Below are 25,042 nucleotides of genomic sequence, written 5' to 3' on the forward strand. Positions count from 1 at the left end.
TTGCGCTCCAGAGCCCTGACCTGTGATTCCGTGAGGATAATGCCTTCTCTGGCGACTTTTTCTTCCAGGGCTTTCAGGCGCTGTTTGAAGTTGGCAAGGTCATAGCGCACCCAGATACTCCGAACGCCACTGGGTGAAACAAAAACACCTTTTTTACGCAATTCATTGGCTCTCCCCCTTTTTCAGTGGGTGATTTTCAGCGATCTATGCCAGATGGATACAAATCCAGACCACCAAGATGAAAGTAGATAACTGTCTTGTATCTCTCCCGGTTTCTGAAACCACAAGCCCGATTCTTTAAACTCTGGATCTTGCTGTTAATCCCCTCTGCACGCCCGTTATTCGCATCAAGGACAATCGCGTTGATAATGCCCCATAAATGCTCCTTCACCGTTCTGGCAACCTCTTTGACAGGCTCAAGGCGACATCTCTGTGCCCAGAATAACCACCTGTTCCAGGCCTTTATGGCCCATGCCCTGGACTTGTAACTCCATAAGCTCATCGCCATTTCCCGGATAGCCCAGGCCCGGGCAGTTTTGAGTGTTGAGTTCTTCAGCGGTTCAAAGTTATCCCACTGCTCCTCTGACATATTTTCAGGGTTGGTCAGCAATCAAAACGGGTACCCTTAAGAAGATCTACCCCTTGGTTTATAAGGGTTTTGTTCTCTTCTATCCTGACTTTGTTGACGGCTTTGCCGAGGGACTGGGCAACATGAAATTTATCGAAGGCTATCTTCTTATCAGCATGGGGGATGTTATCCCTGACAGACTTTATGTATGCCCTGGACATATCCATCGTGACGCATTCAACCCCCTCTTTTTGATCATCAGGTAACGTCTCAAAGTACTCATTCAGGCTATCGCTTTTACGGTCATCAGCGATGTGAACCACAATGCCTTCGTCATGATCAGTGACCACCGTTACGTACTCATGCCGCTTCTGGAAAGAGGTTTCATCGACAGCTATTCGTTTTGGTGGTTTGGCATCTCGACGTGCTAGACCTCTCTTCACTGCACGTTGTTGAATACCGCCTATGGCATTCCAGCTGAGCTGCATTTGTCGTGCAACAGCTTTGATGGTGGCCTCTTTCAACCAGTCAATAACGAGGGCTTCAAACATTGCTGTGTATCGAGAGCCGGTTTCAGCCCAGGGAACATTAATCGCCAGCACCTTGTGTTCAGGGCACTGCGTCCGGGGCACCCTGGCAACCAGGACCGTCTGAAACTGACAGGTATCCAGATGACGCCACTTCTGAGTGACATGATCATAACCGGGACAGGGTTTATCGCAGACACTGCATTTACAGGCTTTTTTACCATTGTGCTCAAGAAATACCTGCACCCGTTGCTCTTGCAGGGTCAGTTCAACTTCAGAAACGAACCACGGCGACTGAATACCCAGTATTTGAGAGTAGAGCTTCTTGTCACGCATCGGTGCATCCTTGCATTGAGTGCTTCAGACTATGCTAAACCACCCACTCAATTTGAGGAAGAACCAGTTTTTTTTCAATATGAAATAATAGGGTGTTCGCCCCTCCTGACCGGCTTCCATGAGTCATACTGGCGCTGTTCAAATTAAGTGTTGCTCTACCCAATGTATAGAAACTTGATCTAAAAAAGCCTCCTCTGAGAAGAGTTGAGTTTTAACTCGATAACGCAGTTTTTTCTTTTTGACAAAGGAGGCTTATTTCAGGAGGGAATAGGGGGTGCTCTCTCGGATTGATAGTTAAGGGCTCGATATGCCAAGGGCTACGGCCAAGTTGAATCTGCTATAGCCCCGAAAAGATAAAGCTCCAGTCCCTTTTTGCCTCTTCAAAAACCATCAAAAAGTGCATTTAGTGGCAAAAAACAGTCACTACTGTCCGGTTAAGCATAAACCAGCTCCAGGCCCCTTTGATACAGGCGTAAGTCGACTCTGCTTTTCTCTGGTGGATCGCTAAATAGTTCTAAAAGAGAGCAACGCCTTGTGAGATTCAGACTGACTCTTCGGGCTATTTGCTGTAATGATAATTTGCAATGTGTCGTGATCTGGGCCAGCCTCAGCAACAGGTAGGCAATCATCGCTGAGAGCACCTGGATTTTGACTGCATTTTCGCTACGTCCAAGGTATCGTTTGATCTTCAGATTCTGTTTGATCCATTTGAAAAACAGCTCTATCTGCCACCTGGCCTTGTAGAGATCCGCTATTTCCTGCGCTGACCGTTCAAGGTCATTGGTGATAAACGACAACACTTTTTCATCCTCTTCCCTGATGATGGTTATTCGCCTCAGGTCAGTCGGACAGTCCTTTTGAGCCTTAGCCGATGCGAGACGAATAACCTGGTCTTCCAGAATGTGCTTAGCTACCGTTTCCCGGCATTCAATGACCTCATAAACGGCATTCGACTTCATGCGTCCTAAAAGCGGGTACCCTGCTGTGTCAGGCTGAAGTACCAGCCGTAGTCATTGTAGGCGCGATCTACGACATAGGTTGCACCGGGCAAAATTGGGAGCTTGTGGGCTGCTTTACGGTCATTCACTTTGGCTGACGTCATTTCAAAATAGGTTGGAACTTCTGCCTCAGGATCGTAAATCGTGTGCAGCTTGATGCCTGCCTTTGTGCTTCTGAAGCTTGCCCATTCAAACTGGTTGAGGTTCAGGTCAATGGTTGTGGAGTCAATCAGGCGAACCATCTCAGCTATGTCTTCTCGAGGCAAAGCCCCCCGGACCTTACCGAGGAGATAATAGAACGTTTCCATAAAGATAGCGGAGGGGCGATTGTTATTGGCGTCAGACAGAGAGGAACGTTTTATGCTCTTTACTCCAAGGTGGTAGTGGTGATTATGTTTGGCATTGAAGTTCTCCTCAAGGTCGCGTAGAGAAGTCCGCCCCGTCATCTGTGCAAACATCAGACTGATAAGCTGAGCCCAGCATGGCAGGCTACGCACCCGGTGATCCCCGTCATGACGGTCAACCGCCTTCTGAAACTGGTGACGGGGAAGGTGTCTGAGGAGTTGATGGAAAATGTTGTTACTATGCTTCATGCCTGTCCTGTGTTCTTGCAAAATAGCTGTCTCTACAACCGCTATTTTACCTGAAGCCGGCGAGGGCAGGCACTTTCAGCTACGCCTGAATGTTTAACCGGACAGTAGTGAAAAACAGTACAAAACGTGTCCGTTACGCGCCAAAAAGGGTTGTTTACGTTTTTTTTCAGGATTGGCAAGCCCATCGAGCCCGAAAACACAAGGATCAGCAAATATATCGGTGCTTCTTTAAGTTATGTTTCTTTATTGGCTGGCAGCAGTAAACGTTGCTGAGTATTTTGAGACTATCGTTTACATTATTCAGAGAGAGCACCCGGAATAGGGGGTTAGGCCAGACTGTCGCTGCGGCTCTGGTATCAAGCCTTGCGAGACACCATCAGCACCACAACGGCAGACTGGTCGGGTAAGATTGCCTTCCGGTTCCTTATTCTGCAAGTGGTATCTGTGCTGGTTCGTCCTATTTCTCTCATCACCCGTTTCATCGATGGCCTGAACCAGTCTCTGCAATCCATCAAACCGTCTGCAAAACTAACTACGTGTCAGAAAGCCGGGCTGACCCTGATTGTTGCGGGTATCATCGCCACCGAAACGCTTAACTGGGCTGCCTTTGGGCGCAGGGCTATGGGGGCGGCAAAGCCAGGCCAGCTAAGGTGGATATTCTACAATGCCAAGATCAAATGGCATCTTCTCCTGCAAGCCAGCGTCAAACAAATACTGACCTCCTACGGAGTTAACTCCGGCACTCTGGTTGCAGACGACACGGGTAAAAAGCGAACCAAAAGAACCTCTCGAATACCGGGCGCACACAAGGTCAAGGATAAAACGACAGGGGGTTACTACAACGGACAGGAACTGGTGTTCATGGTGTTGGTGACAGACACCGTGACTTTTCCCGTTGACTTCCGTTTCTATACCCCAGACCCGAAAATGACGGCCTGGCGGAAACAAAACAGACAACTCAAGCAGCAGGGCGTACCCGCCCGTGAACGCCCACCTCAACCAACCCCCGATCATGTCCGGTTTCCCACCATGCAGGCATTAACTCTGGATATGATCGGAGCGTTTACTTCGGCCTTTCCTGGAGTGCAAATCAAGGGCGTTCTTGCCGATGCGCTTTATGGCACCGGCGAATTTATGGACCAGGCATCAGCCCTGACGGGTGGTGCTCAAGTTGTCAGTCAGCTCCGGTCTAACCAGGTCGTATCCAACCGTAACTCCTCTACTTATTTGAAGCGCTATTTTGCTCGTCAGCCCGGTGTGGATACCCGATTGACGATTCGTGGAGGGCAGGAAAAACCGGTCACTATGCTGGCTGCCCGGCTGCATGTAAAAGCACATGGCAAACGTCGTTTTGTCGTAGCACTAAAATACAAAGGAGAGGAAGACTACCGTTATCTCGTTGCTTCCGATCTGTCGTGGCGTCATGCTGATATCGCCAGGCTGTACTCGCTGAGGTGGTTGGTCGAGGTTTTTATTCAGGACTGGAAGAAGTGCGGAGGCTGGAACAGGCTGAGCAAACAACAGGGCGTAAAAGGATCAGAGCGGGGCCTGATCATCAGCTTGTTGTGCGATCACCTTTTGTTGCAGCACCCGGAACAAATCGCCCTGCTTAAAAACAAGCAGCCCGGGATGCCCGCTGGCTGTCTGATCGAACGTTTTCGGGTTGAGGCTCTGACTGAGACGATAAAGGATGTGGTGATGGCAGAGAACCCGGAGAGTGCATTGAAACGCCTGAGTTCATCATTGCAAGGTGCGTTACCTGCCCGGGTATCCAGCAAGCATATGGCCGGTCGTGATTTGGGACGCCAGGAACCAACACCGTCGTTGGAATACCATGCCAATGCAGCGTAAGTGAAGCGGCTCATAGAACCAATCCGTAGTCAAGTTATAAAAACTGCGTTATCGAGTTTAAGGTAACTGCTCAAAAACCACTGGCAATAGCGGAATGATTCATGCTCGCTGCACCTCTGATCAACTCGGCAAGTTGGGGTACCCGCATCGCTCCAGAGAACCTGCCCAGAAGATATTTTGAGAATGGGACCCCATCATACTGGCGGCACGTTTTTTTAGGCTCGAAAACGTATTCCGACATTTCTGCCCAAGGGCACTGAGCATTCCTCCGTACTGACGCAGGTTCTTTGGTGAAAGAATCCTGCAGACCTGACAAGTTCAGGGCTGCTATGTTGTGAGGGTTGTGAGGGCAAAGTGTCTGTAATGTGCATGGCTGGACTATTTCTTGGTTTGGCTGCTGGCTGAATGGATAGTAGTTCCTCGGAAGGCGATTAAGTTCAATGCTCTCCGGGGAAGAAAGGTTTTCTCAATCGTGTAAATATGGTATAAAACCGCACTCGTTTGCGCCGTTGCAGACGGGAATGGATTGAAGTTGGACCCGATGTCCGCCTGAGAAGGCAGCAACGGGTTTCTACCAAGATCACTAAACCTTAAATTGTAAAGATCTCACATGCACCGACACATGGTTCCGGGTGCCAGACCGGCTTTTTCATTAAAGCTGGAACGGTCGAACTCATGGGGTGTGTGGAGGCATAACCCTGAATCAGGAGAATTCCATGGCTCAAGTCACCATGCGTGACATGCTCAAGGCGGGCGTGCATTTCGGTCACCAGACTCGTTACTGGAACCCCAAGATGAACAAGTTCATCTTTGGTGCGCGCAACAAGATTCATATCATCAACCTTGAGCACACCCTGCCTGCCTTTAACGGCGCCCTGAAGTTTATTGGCAAACTGGCTGAAGGCAAGAACAAGGTCATGTTCGTTGGTACCAAGCGTGCTGCCGGCAAGATTATTCGTGAAGAAGCCGCTCGCTGTGGCATGCCTTACGTCGACCATCGCTGGTTGGGCGGCATGCTGACCAACTACAAGACCATTCGCCAGTCCATCAAGCGTCTGCGTGACCTGGAAAGCCAGAAGGCTGACGGCACTTTTGAAAAGCTGACCAAAAAAGAAGCCCTGATGCGCAGTCGTGATCTGGAAAAGCTGGATCGCAGTCTGGGTGGTATCAAGGACATGGGCAGCCTGCCGGACGCTCTGTTTGTGATTGATGTTGAGCACGAGCGTATTGCTATCCAGGAAGCCAACAAGCTGGGTATCCCCGTTATTGGTATCGTGGACACCAACTCCAGCCCGGACGGTGTTGACTACGTTATCCCCGGTAACGATGACGCTATTCGTGCCATTCAGCTTTACCTGAGTGCGGCTGCTGACATGATCATTGAAGGTCGTGCCCGTGGCAATACCGGTGCTGAAGACGAGTTTGTTGAAGTTGAAGAGGCTCCAAAGGCTGCAGAAGCAGCTGAAGAAGCCCCAAAGACGGAAGAAGCTGAAGGTTCTGAAGAAGTCTGATCGGCTTTTGACAGAACTGGCTCCCCGCAGGCTGGCGCAGAGTCTTGAGAGGTTTTGCGCGGGTGGCTTTTCAGGTGGGTCTGGTGACCTGGGTCTGGCTGATAAGACAATAAAACAGCGTTGCTGGGAGTAGAAGGGGGCATTGCCCCCTTTTTACCATATACAGATAACCATTCTGCTCCGAGGGGTTCGGGGCAAGACTGTCAATTGCGAGAGGAATCAACCATGGCAGCTATTACTGCAGCACTGGTTAAAGAACTGCGTGAGCGCACCGGCCTTGGCATGATGGAGTGCAAAAAAGCACTGGTGGCCGCTGAGGGTAACATTGAGACAGCAATCGAAGAGCTGCGCAAATCCGGTCAGGCCAAGGCTGCCAAGAAAGCTGGCCGGACTGCCGCTGAAGGTGTAGTAGCGGTTAAAGTAGCTGACGATGCCAGCTTCGGTGTTCTGGTTGAAGTGAACAGTGAAACTGACTTCGTAGCCCGTGACGATAACTTCCTGGGTTATGTCCAGAAAGTGGTTGACGCTGCCTTTGATCGCAAGGAAGCCGATGTAGCTGCCCTGATGGAAGGTGAGCTGGAAACAGCCCGTCTGGCTCTGGTCCAGAAGATCGGTGAGAACATCAGTGTCCGTCGTATTGAAATCGTTGAAGGTGGGGTGGTTGGTTCCTACGTTCACGGTAACAAGCGCATTGCGGTTCTGACCAAGCTGGAAGGCGGTGATTCTGAGCTGGCTCGTGACATTTCCATGCACGTTGCCGCTGTTAACCCGGAAGTGGTTAACAAGGAAGACATGCCTGCTGAGCTGGTCGAGAAAGAGAAAGAGATCTTCAAGGCACAGGCTGAACAGTCCGGCAAGCCTGCCGAGATCATCGAGAAGATGATTGTTGGCCGTATCAACAAGTTCCTGTCTGAAAGCAGCCTGGTTGAGCAGCCCTTCGTCAAGGACCCAGACACCAAAGTAGGTGCTCTGGCCAAGAAAGCCGGCGCCACTGTTTCCAGCTTTGTCCGCTTTGAAGTAGGCGAAGGCATTGAGAAGGAAGAGGTGGATTTCGCTGCTGAAGTACGGGCTCAGGCGGGTCTGTAATCTTCAGTGCAGGCTTCAGTAGCGCTTCTCTTTGCTATCGGGTTCTGTCCCGGGCGAGGGTTCAAGTGCTTCGGGCCTGCACACTAGTATTCTCAATACGGGCAGCTGGCTGCACTTTCCGGATGAACAGGGTAAAGTGAATCTGCTGTCCGTGTTATTCAACCCGACAGAAGACTGTAGACCCAGTGTTTTTCAAAGATGGGTATTCCTGCTTTGCTATAACCGTCCGGTTTCCGGGGGGTGCCATGAGGGAAAGGTTCTGTGAAAGCGGCTTCGACAGGGGATGAATGCGATTTAGCCAACCAGACTCGGGAACTGAACATGCCGGCAAGTGATAGTCAACCGAAATACAAGCGGATACTGCTGAAGCTCAGCGGAGAAGCGCTCCAGGGTGAGGGTGAGTTTGGTATTGACCCCAGGGTTCTGGACAGGATGGCGCTGGAAATCGGCCAGCTGGTGGGTATCGGTGTTCAGGTCGGTATCGTGATTGGTGGCGGTAACCTGTTCCGTGGCGCCGAGCTCAGTGCTGCCGGCCTTGACCGGGTGACCGGCGACCATATGGGAATGCTGGCGACCGTCATGAACGCCCTGGCCATGCGGGATGCTCTTGAACGCTCCAATATTAACACCCGCGTTATGTCGGCTATCCCCATGAGCGGGGTGGTTGAGCACTACGATCATCGTCGTGCAGTCCGTTATCTCAATACCGGTGATGTTGTCATTTTTTCTGCAGGTACCGGCAATCCATTCTTTACTACTGACTCTGCGGCATGCCTGCGTGGGATTGAGGTAGGTGTTGATGTCGTGCTCAAGGCCACCAAGGTGGACGGAGTATACGACAAAGATCCGGTAAAGCACGCTGATGCTGTTAAATTTGATCAGTTGACCTATGATGATGTCCTTGAGCGTAAACTTGGGGTTATGGATTTAACGGCGGTCTGCCTGGTGCGTGACCAGCAGATGCCGGTTCGGGTGTTCAATATGAATAAGCCGGGAGCTCTGTTGAATCTGGTTGTGGGTGGTAAAGAAGGAACATTGGTTTCTGGGGGTGAACAATGATCAATGAAATTAAAGATGACGCCTCTGTGCGTATGGGAAAAAGCGTTGAATCCCTGGCAGTGGCATTCAACAAGATCAGGACTGGGCGGGCACACCCCAGCCTGCTCGATGGCATCAAGGTTTCCTATTATGGCTCGGAGACCCCTCTGGGTCAGATGGCCAATATTGCCGTAGAAGATGCCCGGACCCTGGCCGTGCGCGTCTGGGAAAAGCAGGTCGTGCCCGATGTTGAGAAGGCGATTCTCAAGTCCGATCTGGGACTCAACCCCTCCACTGCAGGAGAGGTTATCCGGATTCCCCTGCCGCCACTGACCGAAGAAACCCGTAAAGGGTATATTCGCCAGGCTCGTCAGGACGCGGAAAATGCCCGTATTGCGATCCGGAATATCCGTCGTGATGCCCTGGCAGACGTCAAGGAGCTGGAAAAGGAAAAGGAAATCAGTGAAGACGATGAGCGCCGGGCCCAGGATGATATCCAGAAGCTGACCGACCAGTATATTGCGGAAGTGGATAAGGCTCTGGCGGCGAAGGAAGAGGATCTGATGGTAATCTGATGCCTGCGGTGATGCGCATGTATTCAGTGATTCACTCAGTGTGACCTTCCTGGCGGGTTCGCCGGGAAGGTTGTTGTGAGCATGCTTGGTGCGGTGGCAGTTCCACAGGCATTCAAAGACAGTTCATGGCTGAAGCAGCCTGCAGGTACTTGTTTTTTTACCTGTGCTCCTGCAAGGTTCTTATATTACACTTTTTCATCAGCCATTCATCAGATCATCTTTATTCATGGCCAAAACATTTTCGAAGGAAAGCTGCGGCATTCAGGGAGTACCGTCAGAACGGCTGCCGCGCCATGTGGCTATTATTCTGGACGGGAATAACCGCTGGGCCAGACGGCAGAATCTGTCGGGTCTTGCCGGGCACCGGGCCGGTGTGGAAAAAGTCAGGGAAGTGGTAGAAGCCTGCGGTGAATCCGGGGTTGAGGTCCTGACCCTGTTCGCGTTCAGCAGTGAAAACTGGAATCGCCCGCCCAGGGAAGTGAATGGCCTGATGGGGCTTTTTCTTCACGTACTCAGAAGAGAAACCCGAAAATTAAAAAAGAACCGGATCCGCCTTAAAGTCATTGGCGACGTTACCCGGTTCAGTCCCGCCATACAGAAACATATCCGTGACGCAGAAGCACTGACCGCTGACGATTCCGATGTCACTCTGGTGATTGCTGCCAATTATGGTGGCCAATGGGATATAGCCAGTGCTTGCCGGAGCATCGCTGAAAAAGTGGCTCAGGGTGAATTGAGTCCGGAACATATTAACGAAGGTCTGGTGGAAGGGCATCTCAGTACTGCTGGGTTGCCTCCGCCGGATCTGCTGATTCGCACCAGTGGTGAGCAGAGAATCAGTAATTTCCTGCTCTGGCAGTGTGCCTACAGCGAGTTTTATTTTACCGATACCTTGTGGCCGGATTTTGGTCGGGAGGAGTTTCAGCGGGCTCTGCTGAATTACGCTGGTCGGCAAAGACGCTTTGGCAAGACCAGTGAGCAGGTGGAGGCAGAAGCTACGTGCTGAAACAACGAGTATTTACCGCCCTGCTGCTGGCACCACTGGCCCTGGCCGGTGTGTTCTGGCTGCCGGTTACGGGATTTGCGGTTTTTATTGGGCTTGTGATTATGCTCGGTGCCTGGGAGTGGGCCAACCTTTCCGGGTTTGAGCAGCAGAGCGTTCGGGTGGCCTATGCCGTGCTGGCAGGAGTAGCCTGCTGGCTCACTTATTTTCTGACGCCCGTTTTGGTGCTGGGTGTTTCAGGGCTCTGGTGGCTGGTCGCCTTCTGGCTGGTCAGAGGGTATCCGGGCAGTGCCCGTTACTGTGAAAGTCGGGTGCTGCGTCTGGCCATGGGGTTCCTGACACTGGTGCCCGCCTGGTACGCCCTGATGCAGTTGAAGCAGCACCCCCAGTCCGGTTTTATGATTGCCCTGGTGTTGCTTATGGTCTGGGCTGCGGACTGCGGCGCTTACTTTGCCGGGAAAGCGCTGGGCAAAAACAAGCTGGCAGAGAATGTCAGCCCCAAGAAAACCCTGGAAGGTCTGGTGGGCGGACTGCTGATGTCTGTGCTGGTTTCTTCTGTGGTGGCGTTATGGTTTGATTTCAGCTTTGCTCTCGGGTTAGGGCTGTTGATGTTAACGGTGTTGACGGTTCTGGTTTCCGTACTGGGTGATCTCTGGGAAAGCCTGCTTAAACGGGAACGTGGTATTAAAGACAGTAGTCAACTGTTGCCCGGTCATGGCGGTATTCTGGACAGAATTGACAGCCTGACCGCGGCGGTCCCGATTTTCACTCTGGCACTTCTGGTCAGTGGGAGTTGAGTCATGCAGACTTTATCAGAACGGACCATCGAGAAAGCCGAATCTGTGCAGAAAGTATGTATTCTGGGGTCAACAGGTTCCATAGGGAAAAGCACTCTGGATGTCATTGGCCTGAACCCTGAGGCTTACCAGGTTCATTCCCTGGTGGCCGGTAAAAATGTCTCCGTTATGCTTGAGCAGATTCGGGCGTTCAGACCGGCTTATGCCGTCATGGCAGAAGCGTCGGCGGCGAAAGAGCTAAGGTCGGCTGTCAACCGGGAAGGGCTTGGAACCCAGGTGGAAGAAGGTATTGATGCCATGGCGGTGGTGGCGTCGGATCCAGATGTGGATGTTGTTATGGCAGCGATCGTGGGTGCTGCCGGATTGCTTCCAACCATGGCTGCAGTAAGGGCGGGCAAGAAGATTTTGCTGGCGAACAAAGAAGCCCTGGTAATGACCGGTTCGCTTTTTATGGAGGCTGTCCGCTCATCGGGAGCCTGCCTTCTGCCCATTGATAGCGAGCATAATGCCATTTTTCAGTGTCTTCCCGGTGATTTTCAGAAAGGGCTGGATAAGGTTGGGGTGCGCCGGATACTCTTGACGGCCTCTGGTGGCCCTTTCAGGAAAGTGCCATTGAGCCGTTTTCCCGGAGTGACGCCGGAACAGGCCTGTGCTCATCCAAACTGGAGTATGGGGCGTAAAATTTCGGTGGATTCCGCCACCATGATGAACAAAGGGTTGGAGTTTATTGAGGCCTGCTGGCTGTTTGGCGCTTCACCGGAAAAGGTGGAAGTGGTGATTCACCCCCAGAGCATTATTCACTCTCTGGTGGATTATGAAGATGGTTCAATGCTGGCCCAGATGGGTAACCCGGATATGAAAACCCCCATTGCCCATGCCCTGGCGTGGCCAAAGCGAATTCCGTCCGGTGTAAAGCCTCTCTCATTGACCGAGGTGGCCCGGCTGGATTTTTATGAACCGGAAATGCAGCGGTATCGCTGTCTTGAGCTGGCCCAGGAGGCCGCTCAAGTAGGTGGAACGGCTGCTGCAATGTTGAATGCGGCCAATGAAATGGCAGTGGATGCATTTCTGGAGCGCCAGTTGCGGTTTGACCACATACCCAGTGTGATTGATGCTACGCTTCAGACGCTGCCGGTGAACGGTGCCGGTGATCTGGACCAGGTACTGGCAGCCGACCGGGAGGCAAGATCCCTGGCCCGGGAAAAAATACAACATTTTCAGGGGGTGGCATGATATTTGGGACATTGCAGACACTGTTTGCCTTTGTAGTGACCCTCGGGATACTGGTGAGTATCCACGAGTTTGGCCATTTCTGGGTGGCCCGGCGCTGCGGTGTCAAAGTGCTCCGCTTCTCCGTAGGGTTTGGTAAATCACTCTGGAGCCGCACTGACCGCCATGGAACGGAGTTCAGTATTGCAGCGATTCCCCTGGGCGGCTATGTGAAAATGCTGGACGAGCGGGAAGGGCCCGTTGCTGAGCATGAAAAACACCTGTCGTTCAATGCGCAGTCGGTGATGGCCCGTATAGCCATTGTAGCGGCGGGGCCCATTGCCAACTTCCTGCTGGCCATCCTGGCTCTCTGGATTATGTATATGGCGGGCATCCGGACATTAATGCCCCAGGTGGGTGAGGTGTTGCCCAATACACCTGCTGCCTCTGCCGGTATTCTGCCTGGCGATGAAATTGTTGCGGTCAATGGCCATGAGACAGTTGGCTGGCAGGCTGTGAATATGGAGTTGCTCTCTTTTATCGGTGAGACCACGGCTTTAACGCTCTCTGTCCGTTCCGGTGAGCCGGGGCAGGTGCCCGACGGGGTGGCCCGGGACCGCAGGATTGAGGTGGCTGACTGGATGATGGGTGAAGAGCAGCCTAACCCCATTCGCTCCCTGGGTATTGTGCCCTTTACTCCAAAGGTTCCCGCCATCATTGGTCGCCTTGAGGAAGGGGGGGCTGCAATGACTGCGGGCTTTCAGGAAGGTGACCGGGTTGTCAGTGTCAATCGGGAACCGGTCAGGGACTGGGTGCATTTTGTTGAGATTATACGGAGCAGCCCAGGCCAGAGCCTTTCAGTTCAGATGGACCGGCAGGGGCAGCGTGAGAGCCTGTCCGTGACCCCTCGTAGCCGGGCGGATGAAGGTGTAGATATCGGTTATATTGGTGCAGGTGTTCAGTCCGTTGCCTGGCCGGAAGCGATGGTGCGTAATCTGCAGTACGGTCCTTTTCAGGCTCTGGCCAAAGGGGCTCAGGCCACCTGGTCGTTGACCAGCATGACCCTTGAATCCCTCTGGAAAATGGTCACCGGGCTGGTATCGGTGAAAAACTTGAGTGGGCCGATAACCATTGCTAAAGTGGCTGGCACGTCTCTTGAATCGGGGTTGGAGAATTTCCTCTACTTTCTGGCGATGCTCAGCGTCAGCCTGGGGGTGTTGAATCTGCTTCCTGTTCCTGTTCTGGATGGTGGTCACCTGTTGTTTTATACGGTGGAGCTGGTCAGGGGTAAGCCTCTGTCTGAGAAAACCCAGATGCTGGGTTTGAAAATTGGGGTAACTCTGGTTGTCGGGGTGATGATGCTGGCCATGTACAATGACTTGAGCCGGTTTTTTCAGTAACTCCTTCGCAGGACTGATACAGGTGAGCGCTTCTGGCGGCACACTTGTAGCAGGCCGACCCTTCATTGGCCTTGCAATCCCGGGGCTGTGGAGGTAACCATAGTACGAAATGAACACGGATAAGAACGGATTCCATGAAGCGATCATTGTTGTCTCTGCTGATTGGCTCTTTAGCCATAGCACCGGGCGCCCAGGCGTTCGTTGTCACCGACATCCGGATTGACGGCCTTCAGCGGGTTTCAGCCGGGACAGTGTTTAACTCCCTTCCCATTGAGGTGGGTGATGACGTTCAGTCACCGGAAATAGCCGGGGCTGCCAGGGCTTTGTATCAAACCGGTTACTTTAACGACATCCAGATTGGTCGTGATGGCGATGTACTGGTGTTGTCGGTGGTTGAGCGCCCGTCCATCAGTGAGATTGAAATCAAGGGCAATAAGGCGATCAAGACTGAAGACCTGATGACCGGCTTGAGTCGTTCGGGGCTGGCTGAGGGTGAGATTTTTCAGCAGGCTACGCTGGAGGCGATTCGTCTTGAGCTTGAGCGCCAATACGTAGCCCAGGGTCGATATGGCGCCCGTATCACTACTAATGTAGAGGCTCAGCCCCGTAACCGGGTCAAGTTGAGCATTAATGTCAAGGAAGGGAAGGTTGCCACCATTCAGCATGTGAATGTGGTGGGTAATACGGTCTTTCCCCAGGAAGACCTCATTGACCTGTTTGAGCTGCAGAAAACCGAGTGGTATCAGTTTTTCAGTTCCGCGGATAAGTATTCCCGGGAGAAACTGTCCGGTGATCTGGAGCGATTGCGGTCCTGGTACCTTGACCGGGGCTATATCAACTTCAATATCACCTCGACCCAGGTGTCCATCAGCCCGGACAAGCAGAGTGTTTATATCACGGTCAACATCAATGAAGGTGATAAGTACACGGTCAGTGATGTCAAATTGGCTGGGGATATCATTATCCCTGAAGAAGAAGCGAAAAAGCTGTTGCTGGCCAGGCCGGATCAGGTCTTTTCCCGCAAGATTATTACTACCACTGAAGAAGTTCTCAGCCGGCGTCTTGGTAATGAGGGGTACACCTTTGCCAATGTGACCGGGATACCGAAGCCGGACCATGATGACAAGACGGTCTCCCTGACTTTCTTTGTGGATCCGGGGCGTCGCGCTTATGTCCGCAGGATTAATTTTTCCGGCAATACCAAAACCGATGATGAGGTTCTGCGCCGGGAAATGCGCCAGATGGAAGGGGCTTCAGCCAATACCCAGAAAATTGAGCAGTCAAAGGTTCGACTGGAACGGCTTGGCTTTTTCAAGCAGGTTAATGTTGAAACCCCACCGGTACCAGGTACCAGTGACCAGATTGATGTGAACTATACCGTTGAAGAACAGCCTTCAGGCAGTGTTACTGCCAGTGTCGGTTATTCCCAGTCGGATGGTCTGCTGCTGGGTGGCTCCATCAGCCAGAGCAATTTCCTGGGGACCGGTAACAAGGTTTCCGTGGGGCTGAACAAAAGTGATGTCAGCCAGCTCTACAACTTCAGCTTTATGGATCCCTACTACACCGTTGATGGGGTCAGCCGTGGGTTTGACGTTTACTACCGGACTTACGATTACGAAGATTCTGATATTTCCAGTTATGCTGCGGATACCTTTGGTGGTAATGTCCGCTTCGGCTATCCGCTGTCTGAAACCCAGTCCATCAACTTCAGTCTGGGGGTGGATGGCACTAAGATCAGGACGGGTGCCAGCACGCCTGAGTACATTACCGACTATCTGGCTCAGGAAGGGGATCAGTTTACCAACTTCAAGACCTCTCTGGGCTGGTCGGAATCTGAGCTGAACCGTGGGCTGCTGCCAACTCGGGGCTACTCTCAGAGTGTCTCCCTGTCTGCTGCCGTTCCAGGGTCCACCACTACCTTCTATAAGCTGGTTTATCGCGGGCAATATTTTCAGCCGTTGACAAAAAGCTTCACCGCCCGGTTTGCCGGTCGTGTGGGTTATGGCGGTGCCTATGGCAGTACCTCTGACATGCCGTTCTTTGAGCATTTCTATGCCGGTGGCTTCGGTTCTGTCCGTGGATACAAAGACAACACCCTGGGGCCCAAAGCTGCCAAGGCGGATAACCCCAACGACTACAACAGTATTGGTGGGGATGTTCTTGTGGAGGGTACCGTTGAAGTATTGTTCCCCCTGCCTTTCGTTAAAGATCAGCGATCACTGAGAACCAGCGTGTTCTTTGATTACGGTAATGTGTTCGACACTACCTGCAGTGACAAGACCGTTGACTGTAACAAACCGGATCTCTCTGAGCTGAGATACAGTGCCGGTGTTGGGTTGACCTGGATTACTCCCCTGGGGCCATTGACCTTCAGTCTGGCAAAAGCCCTGAATGCCAAGGGTAAAGATGAGACACAAGTGTTCCAGTTCTCACTGGGTACTCCTTTCTGATTCCAGGTATTGGCTGACTCCGGGAGTCGGTCTTGCCTTAAAGGGGCCGAAAGCCCGTTCACAGGGATTCTGGCCCTTCTTATCAGGTGATTTCAGGTAATTAAAAGGTGCGTACTCGCACCTTTTCTTTATAATGTCGCGTTTCGGCACTATCTTATTGCTCTTGGCTGCTCTTTCGCTATCGACATGTGCGGGCTCTACGCTGTTTAGTCCGGGCAATGCCGCAGATGAGCAGGTGAACTCCTTGGGTAACTTGATGCTGTTAACGATTGATGATTCAGGAGATAGATTTTGAAGCAGATCCGACTGGCTGTTCTGGCACTGTTGATGCTTTCCCCCCTGGTGAATGCAGCTCCGGCTCCTACTGGTGGGAAGAGCAGTGGTACGAGAATTGGTGTATTGGATTCCGTGATGGTGTTGAGTGAGTCCGATGCCGGGAAAAGCTATGCCCGGAAATCGGAAGCCAAATTCAAACCCCGCCTGCAGAACCTGAAGGCGCTGGAAGCGGAAATTCGACAGCTTGAAGACAAGCTTCGCAAGGATGGCCCAACGTTGGGTGAAGAACAGCTGAAGATGCGTCAGCTGGAACTGAGAAGGAAATTTGAAGACCTTCAGTTGAAAGACCGGCAGCTGCGCCAGGAAAAGGCGGAAGCGGATAATGCGGAGCGGGAAAAACTGAGACCAAAGCTTCAGAAGGCCATTGATGAAGTCTCTAAGGAAATGAATCTGGACCTGGTGCTTGAGCGCCAGATGGCAATCTTTGCCAAGCCGGAACTGGATATGACCCGCAAGGTAATTGAACGTCTCAACAAGATGAAGTAATGGGTCATGAAGGATTATTACACCTTATCTGAGTTGGCAGAGCACTCAGGGGCTCGGTTGCAGGGAAATCCGGACAGGAAGCTGTCCGGTTTGAACACTCTGCAGGATGCCCGGGAGCATGAGTTGAGTTTTCTGGCAAACCCTGCCTATGCCCGTTTTCTTGAAACCACCCAGGCAGGGGCGGTTATTCTCAGTCCGAAAGATGTTGAGCAGCACAAGGGCGACGCCCTGATTCTCGACAATCCTTATCTGGGCTATGCCAGGCTCTCTTTTCTGTTTGATCCGGACCGGGGAGCTGAACCCGGTGTTCACCCAAGTGCTGTGGTCAGTGACAGCGCTTCTGTAGACCCGACGGCAGCCATTGGTGCCAATGTTGTCATTGAGGCGGGTGTTCAGGTTGAGGCGGGTGTCCGGATTGATGCGGGAACTGTGGTGGGGCATGACTCAATTCTTGGAGCGGATGTCCACCTGCACCGTAATGTCACCATTTGTCATGGTGTCACCATCGGTGAGCGTTCCATCATTCATGCGGGGGCTGTGATCGGTGGCGATGGTTTTGGTAACGCCCATTCTGAGGGGCGCTGGCATAAAATTGCCCAGATCGGTGGTGTGGTGATTGGCAAGGATGTTGAAGTTGGCAGTAATACCTGTATCGATCGGGGGGCTCTGGGCAACACTGAGATTCATGATGGTGCGCGTCTCGACAACCTTATACAGATTGCCCACAATGTGGTGATTGGAGAGAACACTGCCATCGCTTCCGCTGTCGGTATTTCCGGAAGTACAAAAATTGGTAAAAATTGTACTATTGCCGGAGCGGCTGGTTTTGCAGGGCATCTGACCATTGCGGATAATACCTTTATCAGTGGCATGGCCATGATCACCCGTTCCATTACCAAAGCAGGTGCCTATTCTTCAGGAACCGGGTTTATGGACGCCCGGGACTGGCGTAAGAATGTTGTTCGATTCAGGCAGCTGGATGATCTGGCAAGGCGTCTTCGCAAGCTGGAAAAGCAGTAGCTTTCTTCCCGGTAACGTTTCTGAACAGTGGCGTTGAAGAGGTGTTTTGCAGCACTTTAGTCACTGTTCTGAAAAGGGTGAAAGTGAAACCTTACCATTAAGAAAAGGCTGGTGATCCAGCCTTTTTCTGTTGGGCCGTCGTCATTGGAAAATACCGTCGGGCAGCATCATCCAACGTTTCAGGATGTGGGATCAGTGAACTGAGCATGAATTTGCTTTAGTAGTGGTGTTTTCCAAACAGTCATGAGCGGTAAGAGCCGCTCACACAGAATCATGAAAACACCTGCAGAGCAGTAAAGCAGCGGTGTTTTCATAGTGAAGAGAATTGCGAGTTGAGTGAAAGGCCCATGACAGGAATTGAAGACATTAAGGGAATACTGCCCCATCGTTACCCGTTTCTGCTGGTAGACCGGGTGATCAGTGTTGATACCGAAAACAACAGTATTGTCTGCCTGAAGAATGTCTCCAGTAATGAACCCCATTTTAACGGGCACTTCCCGCAGCACCCGATTATGCCGGGGGTGCTGATTATTGAAGCGATGGCCCAGGCGGCGGGTATCCTTGGTTTTCAGGTGAAGGGGCGTGAAACGGTTAATGACCAGACGATTTATTATTTTGCCGGGGCCGATAAGGTGCGTTTTCGCAGCCCTGTGGTACCTGGCGATCAGCTGATTCTGAAAGCCCGGTTGCTGGCCCTGAAACGAAATATCTGGAAATTTGCCTGTGAAGCGGTGGTTGATGGTAATATTGTCTGCTCTGCAGAAGTCACGTGTGCAAGAAAGGAAATGCAATCTTGAGCGACACACTCACCCCAAGTGATTCCCTTTCACAACAGAGAGTGGATATCCACCCAGCGGCAAAGATTCACCCCAGTGCGATCATCGAAGAGGGGGCTCGTGTTGGGGCAAATGTTGAGATTGGACCATGGACTCTGGTTGAATCCAGCGTAGAGATCGGGGCTGGTACCCGAATTCACCCCCACGTTGTGGTTCGTGGGCCTACCCGTATTGGCTGTAATAATGAAATTTTCCAGTTCTCCAGCGTGGGAGAGGCCTGCCAGGACAAGAAGTATGCCGGCGAGCCGACCCGTCTTGAAATTGGTGATAACAATGTGATCCGCGAAGGTTGTACTCTCCACCGGGGAACTATTCAGGATGAAGGGGTTACTGCTATAGGTAACAATAACCTTTTGATGGCCTATGTCCATGTGGCCCATGATTGCGTGATTGGTAACAACTGTATTATGGCCAATAATGCGTCACTGGCCGGGCACGTCCTGATAGGCGACAGTGTTATTCTTGGTGGTTTTACCACCGTTCACCAATTCTGCAAGATTGGTGCATACAGTATGAGTGGTGCCCACAGTGCCCTGTTTAAAGATTTGCCCGCCTTCGTCATGGCCAGCGGCATTCCGGCCAAGCCTCACGGTATGAACTTTGAGGGTATGCGCCGTCGGGGATACAGCTCTGAGCTGATCAGTAAACTACGGCAGTGTTACAAAATTATCTATCGTCAGGGCTTGAGGACCAGTGAAGCCATTGATCGCCTGGAGAGTATGGAGAGTCTGCCGGAAATACAACTGTTGATTGACTCCCTGAAAACGTCCACTCGTGGAATCACACGGTGAGCCGATCGGATTCCCGGATACTGAAGATTGCCATGGTGGCCGGAGAGGCTTCCGGCGATATTCTTGGGGCGGGCCTGATTCGAGAGATCCGGCGCCACTATCCTGATGCTCGATGCTATGGCATTGGGGGGCCGTTAATGCAGGCTGAAGGCTTTGAAAGCCTTTATCCCATGGAGCGCCTTTCGGTAATGGGGCTGGTGGAAGTCCTTGGTCGTTTGAGAGAGTTGCTGGGTATTCGCAGGGAACTCAGAGAAACTCTGATTGACCAGCAGCCGGATGTGTTCATCGGTATTGATGCTCCGGATTTTAATCTCGCCCTGGAAAAGAAACTGAAAGCCGCAGGTATTGCCACGGTGCACTACGTCAGCCCCCAGGTCTGGGCCTGGCGTGAAGGGCGGTTGAAAAAGATCCAGCAATCGGTAGACCACATGCTGGCGCTGCTTCCCTTTGAGGAGGACTATTATCAGGGGCACAATGTTCCGGTGACGTTTGTGGGCCACCCTCTGGCCGATCAGATTCCAATGCACCCCGATTCTTCAGCGGCCCGACAGGCACTGGAAGTCAATGGAGATGGACCGGTGATCGGTCTGTTGCCTGGAAGTCGCAAAGCGGAAGTGGGGCGACTGGGGGAGTTGTTCCTTGATACCGCACGCTTACTGAGAAAAGAGATGCCGGATGCCCGGTTTCTGATTCCCTGTGCCAATGACCGGAGAAAAAGGCAGTTGTTGCCTGTTCTGGAGGCATATCCAGATCTGGATGTGACGGTATTCAGTGGTCAGGCCCAGGCGGTTATGGCGGCTTCTGATGCGATTCTGATTGCTTCGGGAACTGCAGTTCTGGAAGCAGCGCTCCATAAAAAACCTCTGGTGGTCAGCTACAAAATGGCTCCCCTGAGCTTTGCTATTCTCCGTCGTCTGGTCAAGGTCAAGCATGTCTCCCTGCCCAACCTTCTTGCGGGAAGGGAACTGGTGCCCGAGCTTCTGCAGGATGAGGCGACGCCGGAACAGCTGGCCACCGCCATGAAAAAGGCGCTGCAGGATCAGTCCTATCGCCAGTTTCTCAAAGAGGAATTTACCCGAATTCATCAGCTGCTTCGTCAGGAAGCCAGCGCACTGGCTTTTGACGCGGTTGATTCATTGATCAGGAAAACAGGTCAGCATGCAACAGAGTGAACTGCAGTGGTTTGAGTCTTCCTCCTTATGCAAAGTCGCTGGAGTCGATGAGGTTGGCCGTGGTCCTTTATGTGGTCCGGTTATTGCTGCTGCGGTTATTCTGGATCCGGAACGGCCAGTATCCGGGTTGAATGACTCAAAAAAGCTATCTGAAAAACGCAGGGAGCAACTGTTTGACGAGATTCGTGAGAAAGCCCTGGCCTGGTCCATCGGCCGGGCGGAAGTGCCTGAAATTGATCAGTTGAATATTCTCCATGCCACCATGCTGGCCATGCAGAGGGCCGTTGAGGGACTCTCTGTAGCGCCTGAGATGGCTTATATTGACGGCAATCGCTGTCCGAAACTGGCCTGCCCCTCTGAGGCGGTGGTGAAAGGGGATAGTAAAGTTCCACAAATTGCCGCAGCCTCCATCATTGCCAAAGTCACCCGTGATCGTGAGATGGTTGAGCTGGACCGCCAGTGGCCCGGTTATGGCATTGCAGGTCATAAGGGTTACCCCACCAAAGCTCACCTGGAAGCTTTAAGAAAGCTGGGTCCGGCACCTTTCTACCGGCGCTCTTTCAAGCCCGTGAAAGAGTTGCTTGCTGAAGCGTGATTAAAACCAGGCTGTTTGGCCTCTGGAGAATAGCAGGATTTCTTTTAACAAATGCCTTCCTGTATATCACTCTGTTTATTGTGAACAACCTTCTGCGTTTCCGGTTGTAATAATAGTGGGGGCGCAAACTCTTTTTATTTCGTAGTGGTTATTTGTATAACAATGGGGAAGGTGTCCTTGTTGGCCAATGGTTGTCATGGCTAAAATAACCCTGATTCCCATTGAGGACTTTCAACTTCATGTCTGCACGCTTTATTCACCTCCGGGTTCATACGGAGTTCTCCCTCAGTGATGGCCTGGTTCGCATCAAGCCCCTGATCAAGGCCGCTACGGAAGCCAGCTCCCCGGCCATTGCCGTGACGGACCAGTCAAACCTCTGTGCTCTGGTGAAGTTCTACTCTTCTGCCATGGGGGCGGGAATCAAGCCGATTTGTGGTGCGGATCTCTGGATTGCCAATCCGGTGGCGGATGAAGAGCCCAGTCGTCTGGTTCTGCTGTGCATGAATGAAAGGGGTTATCGAAATCTGACGGAGTTGATCTCCCGGGCGTTTCTGGAAAACCAGCACCATGGTAAGGCATTGGTCAAAAGGGAGTGGGTGAAGGAGCAGTCGGAAGGGCTGATTGCTCTTTCGGGCGCGAAAGACGGGGAAGTGGGCAGGGCGTTGCTGGCAGGAAACAATGCCCATGCCACGGAACTGCTGGATGAGTGGATGGGGGCTTTTCCGGACCGCTTTTATCTGGAACTGCAGAGAACCTCCCGGGCCGGCGATGAAGAGTATCTGCACGGCGCAGTGGAACTGGCAGCACAACGCCAGTGTCCCGTAGTGGCCACCAATGATGTGATGTTTTTGCACCGGGAAGATTTTGAAGCCCATGAATCCCGGGTTTGCATTGGCGACAGTGTGGTTCTTGACGACCCCCGTCGTGCCCGGCGCTACAGCGAAGAGCAGTACCTGAAATCCGAAGAGGAAATGTTGGAACTGTTTTCGGACATTCCCGAAGCTCTGGCCAATACCGTGGAAATTGCCAAACGCTGCTCCGTGAATGTGAAGCTGGGCGAGTACTTTCTGCCGGAGTACCCGATTCCCGAAGGGAAGACCATGGATGAGTTTTTCCGGGAATTCTCCCACGACGGTCTGACGGAACGACTTGAATTTATCCTGGACAAGTCGGATCCGGATTATGCCGACAAGGAGAAGATTTATCGGGATCGCCTGGACTTTGAACTGGATATTATCCTGCAGATGGGATTCCCCGGCTACTTCCTGATCGTAATGGACTTTATCCAGTGGTCCAAGAAAAACGGGATTCCTGTGGGACCCGGTCGGGGTTCCGGTGCCGGCTCCCTGGTGGCCTACGCCCAGAAAATTACCGACCTGGATCCGATTCAGTACGACCTGCTGTTTGAGCGCTTTCTGAACCCGGAGCGGGTTTCCATGCCCGACTTTGACGTGGACTTCTGCATGGATGGCCGGGACCGGGTGATTGACTATGTGGCCCGGACGTATGGGCGGGATGCCGTTTCCCAGATCATTACCTTTGGTACCATGGCCGCCAAGGCGGTAGTCCGGGACGTTGCCCGGGTGCAGGGTAAATCCTACGGTCTGGCGGACCGGCTCTCCAAGATGATTCCCTTTGAAATCGGCATGACCCTCAGCAAAGCCTATGAGCAGGAAGAGGTGATCCGGGAGTTTCTGGAGACCGATGAGGAAGCCGCTGAAATCTGGGAGATGGCCCTCAAGCTGGAAGGGGTCACCCGTAACGTCGGTAAGCATGCGGGAGGGGTGGTGATTGCCCCCACCAAACTGACGGATTTTGCCCCGCTTTACTGCGATGAGCACGGCCAGGGCGTGGTCACCCAGTATGACAAAAATGATGTGGAGTCCGCCGGGCTGGTCAAGTTCGACTTTCTTGGGCTGCGAACCCTGACCATCATTGACTGGGCGCTCAAGATGATCAATCCCCGCCGGGCCCAGGGGGGGGAAGAGCCCCTGGATATCATGGCCATTGATCTGGAAGATCCGACGTCTTACGAGATGTTGAAGCGGGCGGAAACCACGGCGGTCTTCCAGCTGGAATCCCGGGGGATGAAGGATCTGATCAAACGCCTGCTGCCAGACTGTTTTGAAGACATTATCGCCCTGGTGGCCCTGTTCCGGCCAGGACCGCTGCAGTCCGGGATGGTGGACAACTTTATTAACCGGAAACATGGCCGGGAAGAGATGTCTTATCCCGATGCCCAGTACCAGCATGAATGGCTCCAGCCCATCCTGGAACCCACCTACGGCATCATTCTTTACCAGGAGCAGGTCATGCAGATCGCTCAGGTACTGGCCGGGTATACCCTGGGTGGGGCGGATATGCTGCGCCGGGCCATGGGTAAGAAAAAGCCGGAGGAGATGGCCAAGCAGCGTGCTGTGTTTGAGGAAGGGGCCATCCAACAGGGGATTGATGGCGAGCTGGCCATGAAAATCTTCGACCTGGTGGAGAAGTTTGCCGGGTACGGTTTCAACAAATCTCACTCGGCGGCCTATGCCCTGGTCTCCTATCAGACCCTCTGGCTGAAAGCTCATTACCCTCCGGAATTCATGGCGGCGGTCATGAGTTCGGATATGCAGAACACCGATAAAGTGGTGACCTTTATCGAAGAGTGCCGGGATATGGGATTGACGGTGCTGCCTCCCAGTGTCAACAGTGGTGAGTATATGTTTGGTGTCAACGACGATGGGCATATTGTCTATGGTCTGGGCGCCATAAAAGGGGTTGGTGAAGGCCCCATCGATGCCATTGTGGAGGCCCGCAAGAGCGGCGGGGCGTTCAAGGATCTGTTCGATTTCTGCGAACGGGTGGATTCAAAAAGCATTAACAAACGGGTGCTGGAAGCCCTGATCCGTTCCGGTGCGGTTGACATGCTGGGGCCGGTTCCCAACGATCCGGCCAGGCTGGGGTTCAACCGGGCGGTGCTGGAAGCCTGCCAGGCGGAGGCCATTAAAGCGGCGGATCAGGCGGCCAAAAGTTATGACTCCGGTCATATGGATATGTTTGGTGCCCTGGTGCCTGCCGGTGAGGAAAAGGTTTACGACCCCTATCTGAAAGCCCATGAATGGACGGATAAGGTCCGGCTTCGGGGTGAAAAGGAGACCCTTGGCCTCTATTTGACCGGACACCCCATTGATGAGTATGAAGAGGAAATTCGCCACTTTATTCGAAACCGGATCAAGGACCTGCAACCGGCCCGGGGGGATTCCCAGAACATTGCCGGCCTGGTGGTGGACCTGCGGGTTATGAAAAACAAGAAGGGCGATAAAATGGGCTTTATCACCCTGGATGATCGCACCGGGCGCATTGAGGTCTCGGCCTTCGCAGATACCTTTGCTGAATATCAGCACCTGATCCATAAAGATGCGGTTCTGGTGGTGGAGGGGGAGGTATCCTATGACGATTACTCGGGCAGCCTGAAAGTCCGGGCCAAAAAAGTCATGAAGCTGGTGGATGCCCGCAGTTATTATGCCCGGCAGCTGGTGCTGGAAGTAAAGAGTGACCAGGTGGATGCCTCCTTCAGTGGTCGTTTGTCTGCTCTGCTTTCGGGACAGCCCGGGCGGCTTCCGGTTCGGGTGGATTTTGCCAAGGAGGATGCCCTGGCCAGTCTGGCCCTGGGTGAGCAATGGCGGGTCAGTCCCAGCGATGAACTGGTCGTGGAGTTGCGGCAGTGGCTGGGTAAAAAGGCTGCAAGGGTTGAGTACGCCTGATTGTTTTTCTTGCCGCCTGCCAGGGGCTGTTTACAGGTACTTACGCTTTTTAACCGGCGCATTGTGGACATTGCGCTGGCGTTTACGTATTTTGAGTGCTATTTATCATCCGGCG

Annotated in this window: 19 protein-coding genes and 2 pseudogenes; 17 read left to right on the forward strand and 4 right to left on the reverse strand. The window is 52.7% G+C overall.

All coding sequences use genetic code 11. From position 1 onward, the window contains the following. From ACNRUY_RS12025 to ACNRUY_RS12040, 4 genes and pseudogenes are all read right to left on the reverse strand, one after another. A pseudogene (locus ACNRUY_RS12025) lies at nucleotides 1-170 on the reverse strand (IS481 family transposase); the annotation flags it as partial. A 26-nt stretch (nucleotides 171-196) separates the two neighbouring features. Then, a complete protein-coding gene (locus tag ACNRUY_RS12030; protein WP_488111880.1) occupies nucleotides 197-610 on the reverse strand; it encodes an ISL3 family transposase in 414 nt (137 codons plus the stop codon). Beyond that, nucleotides 604-1,431: an ISL3 family transposase gene (locus ACNRUY_RS12035; RefSeq protein ID WP_488111881.1), complete on the reverse strand. Its 828-nt coding sequence runs from the start codon at nucleotides 1,429-1,431 to the stop codon at nucleotides 604-606. Before ACNRUY_RS12035 ends, ACNRUY_RS12030 begins: the two co-directional genes overlap by 7 nt. Nucleotides 1,432-1,865: 434 nt before the next feature. Further along, nucleotides 1,866-3,022 (reverse strand): annotated as a pseudogene (locus tag ACNRUY_RS12040) (IS4 family transposase). Nucleotides 3,023-3,385: 363 nt separating this feature from the next. On the opposite strand from ACNRUY_RS12040, the gene ACNRUY_RS12045 reads away from it, so the two are divergent. The 17 genes from ACNRUY_RS12045 (at nucleotide 3,386) to dnaE (ending at nucleotide 24,927) form a co-directional block, all read left to right on the forward strand. After that, nucleotides 3,386-4,873 (forward strand): transposase, encoded by a 1,488-nt coding sequence (locus ACNRUY_RS12045; protein WP_488111882.1) that lies wholly within the window; start codon nucleotides 3,386-3,388, stop codon nucleotides 4,871-4,873. 716 nt (nucleotides 4,874-5,589) lie between these two features. Next, nucleotides 5,590-6,384: a 30S ribosomal protein S2 gene (rpsB, locus tag ACNRUY_RS12050; protein ID WP_488111883.1), complete on the forward strand. Its 795-nt coding sequence runs from the start codon at nucleotides 5,590-5,592 to the stop codon at nucleotides 6,382-6,384. Between the two features lie 225 nt (nucleotides 6,385-6,609). Further along, nucleotides 6,610-7,470 (forward strand): translation elongation factor Ts, encoded by an 861-nt coding sequence (tsf, locus tag ACNRUY_RS12055; RefSeq protein ID WP_488111884.1) that lies wholly within the window; start codon nucleotides 6,610-6,612, stop codon nucleotides 7,468-7,470. Nucleotides 7,471-7,791: 321 nt separating this feature from the next. Further along, nucleotides 7,792-8,529 carry a UMP kinase gene (pyrH, locus tag ACNRUY_RS12060; protein ID WP_488111885.1) on the forward strand — a complete coding sequence of 246 codons (738 nt, stop codon included), beginning with the start codon at nucleotides 7,792-7,794 and terminating at the stop codon, nucleotides 8,527-8,529. After that, on the forward strand, nucleotides 8,526-9,083 hold the full coding sequence (gene frr / locus ACNRUY_RS12065; protein ID WP_488111886.1) for a ribosome recycling factor: 558 nt from the start codon (nucleotides 8,526-8,528) through the stop codon (nucleotides 9,081-9,083). Before pyrH ends, frr begins: the two co-directional genes overlap by 4 nt. Before the next feature lie 226 nt (nucleotides 9,084-9,309). Further along, a complete protein-coding gene (gene uppS / locus ACNRUY_RS12070; RefSeq protein WP_488111887.1) occupies nucleotides 9,310-10,089 on the forward strand; it encodes a polyprenyl diphosphate synthase in 780 nt (259 codons plus the stop codon). Beyond that, complete coding sequence (locus ACNRUY_RS12075; protein ID WP_488111888.1) at nucleotides 10,083-10,883, forward strand: phosphatidate cytidylyltransferase; 801 nt, start codon at nucleotides 10,083-10,085, stop codon at nucleotides 10,881-10,883. The genes uppS and ACNRUY_RS12075 overlap by 7 nt, the downstream gene beginning before the upstream one ends. Nucleotides 10,884-10,886: 3 nt before the next feature. Then, entirely contained in the window at nucleotides 10,887-12,116 is a 1,230-nt protein-coding gene (gene ispC / locus ACNRUY_RS12080; protein WP_488111889.1) for a 1-deoxy-D-xylulose-5-phosphate reductoisomerase, read from the forward strand. After that, complete coding sequence (gene rseP / locus ACNRUY_RS12085; protein ID WP_488111890.1) at nucleotides 12,113-13,492, forward strand: sigma E protease regulator RseP; 1,380 nt, start codon at nucleotides 12,113-12,115, stop codon at nucleotides 13,490-13,492. The genes ispC and rseP overlap by 4 nt, the downstream gene beginning before the upstream one ends. A gap of 134 nt (nucleotides 13,493-13,626) precedes the next feature. Next, entirely contained in the window at nucleotides 13,627-15,942 is a 2,316-nt protein-coding gene (gene bamA, locus ACNRUY_RS12090) for an outer membrane protein assembly factor BamA (protein WP_488111891.1), read from the forward strand. A gap of 291 nt (nucleotides 15,943-16,233) precedes the next feature. Next, nucleotides 16,234-16,764, forward strand: coding sequence for an OmpH/Skp family outer membrane protein (locus tag ACNRUY_RS12095; RefSeq protein WP_488111892.1), 531 nt, complete (start codon nucleotides 16,234-16,236; stop codon nucleotides 16,762-16,764). Between the two features lie 6 nt (nucleotides 16,765-16,770). Beyond that, nucleotides 16,771-17,784, forward strand: coding sequence for a UDP-3-O-(3-hydroxymyristoyl)glucosamine N-acyltransferase (gene lpxD, locus ACNRUY_RS12100; RefSeq protein WP_488111893.1), 1,014 nt, complete (start codon nucleotides 16,771-16,773; stop codon nucleotides 17,782-17,784). A 347-nt stretch (nucleotides 17,785-18,131) separates the two neighbouring features. Beyond that, nucleotides 18,132-18,581, forward strand: coding sequence for a 3-hydroxyacyl-ACP dehydratase FabZ (gene fabZ / locus ACNRUY_RS12105; RefSeq protein WP_488111894.1), 450 nt, complete (start codon nucleotides 18,132-18,134; stop codon nucleotides 18,579-18,581). Nucleotides 18,582-18,646: 65 nt separating this feature from the next. Then, the gene (lpxA, locus tag ACNRUY_RS12110; protein WP_488111922.1) at nucleotides 18,647-19,411 is read left to right on the forward strand and encodes an acyl-ACP--UDP-N-acetylglucosamine O-acyltransferase; all 765 of its coding nucleotides are present in this window, start codon (nucleotides 18,647-18,649) and stop codon (nucleotides 19,409-19,411) included. Next, nucleotides 19,408-20,583 (forward strand): lipid-A-disaccharide synthase, encoded by a 1,176-nt coding sequence (gene lpxB / locus ACNRUY_RS12115; protein ID WP_488111895.1) that lies wholly within the window; start codon nucleotides 19,408-19,410, stop codon nucleotides 20,581-20,583. Before lpxA ends, lpxB begins: the two co-directional genes overlap by 4 nt. Next, on the forward strand, nucleotides 20,570-21,178 hold the full coding sequence (gene rnhB, locus ACNRUY_RS12120) for a ribonuclease HII (protein ID WP_488111896.1): 609 nt from the start codon (nucleotides 20,570-20,572) through the stop codon (nucleotides 21,176-21,178). The genes lpxB and rnhB overlap by 14 nt, the downstream gene beginning before the upstream one ends. A 239-nt stretch (nucleotides 21,179-21,417) precedes the next feature. Beyond that, the gene (gene dnaE / locus ACNRUY_RS12125; RefSeq protein WP_488111897.1) at nucleotides 21,418-24,927 is read left to right on the forward strand and encodes a DNA polymerase III subunit alpha; all 3,510 of its coding nucleotides are present in this window, start codon (nucleotides 21,418-21,420) and stop codon (nucleotides 24,925-24,927) included. Nucleotides 24,928-25,042: the final 115 nt, after the last annotated feature.

This window comes from Endozoicomonas sp. Z74 (assembly GCF_057680865.1).

Bases quoted from the DNA above. Each gene is read 5' to 3' on its own strand.
- rnhB (WP_488111896.1), top strand. From the start codon at position 20,570: ATGCAACAGAGTGAACTGCAGTGGTTTGAGTCTTCCTCCTTATGCAAA.
- pyrH (WP_488111885.1), top strand. From the start codon at position 7,792: ATGCCGGCAAGTGATAGTCAACCGAAATACAAGCGGATACTGCTGAAG.
- bamA (WP_488111891.1), top strand. From the start codon at position 13,627: ATGAAGCGATCATTGTTGTCTCTGCTGATTGGCTCTTTAGCCATAGCA.
- fabZ (WP_488111894.1), top strand. From the start codon at position 18,132: ATGACAGGAATTGAAGACATTAAGGGAATACTGCCCCATCGTTACCCG.
- ACNRUY_RS12035 (WP_488111881.1), bottom strand. From the start codon at position 1,431: ATGCGTGACAAGAAGCTCTACTCTCAAATACTGGGTATTCAGTCGCCG.
- lpxD (WP_488111893.1), top strand. From the start codon at position 16,771: ATGAAGGATTATTACACCTTATCTGAGTTGGCAGAGCACTCAGGGGCT.
- rpsB (WP_488111883.1), top strand. From the start codon at position 5,590: ATGGCTCAAGTCACCATGCGTGACATGCTCAAGGCGGGCGTGCATTTC.
- uppS (WP_488111887.1), top strand. From the start codon at position 9,310: ATGGCCAAAACATTTTCGAAGGAAAGCTGCGGCATTCAGGGAGTACCG.
- ispC (WP_488111889.1), top strand. From the start codon at position 10,887: ATGCAGACTTTATCAGAACGGACCATCGAGAAAGCCGAATCTGTGCAG.
- frr (WP_488111886.1), top strand. From the start codon at position 8,526: ATGATCAATGAAATTAAAGATGACGCCTCTGTGCGTATGGGAAAAAGC.
- rseP (WP_488111890.1), top strand. From the start codon at position 12,113: ATGATATTTGGGACATTGCAGACACTGTTTGCCTTTGTAGTGACCCTC.
- tsf (WP_488111884.1), top strand. From the start codon at position 6,610: ATGGCAGCTATTACTGCAGCACTGGTTAAAGAACTGCGTGAGCGCACC.
- dnaE (WP_488111897.1), top strand. From the start codon at position 21,418: ATGTCTGCACGCTTTATTCACCTCCGGGTTCATACGGAGTTCTCCCTC.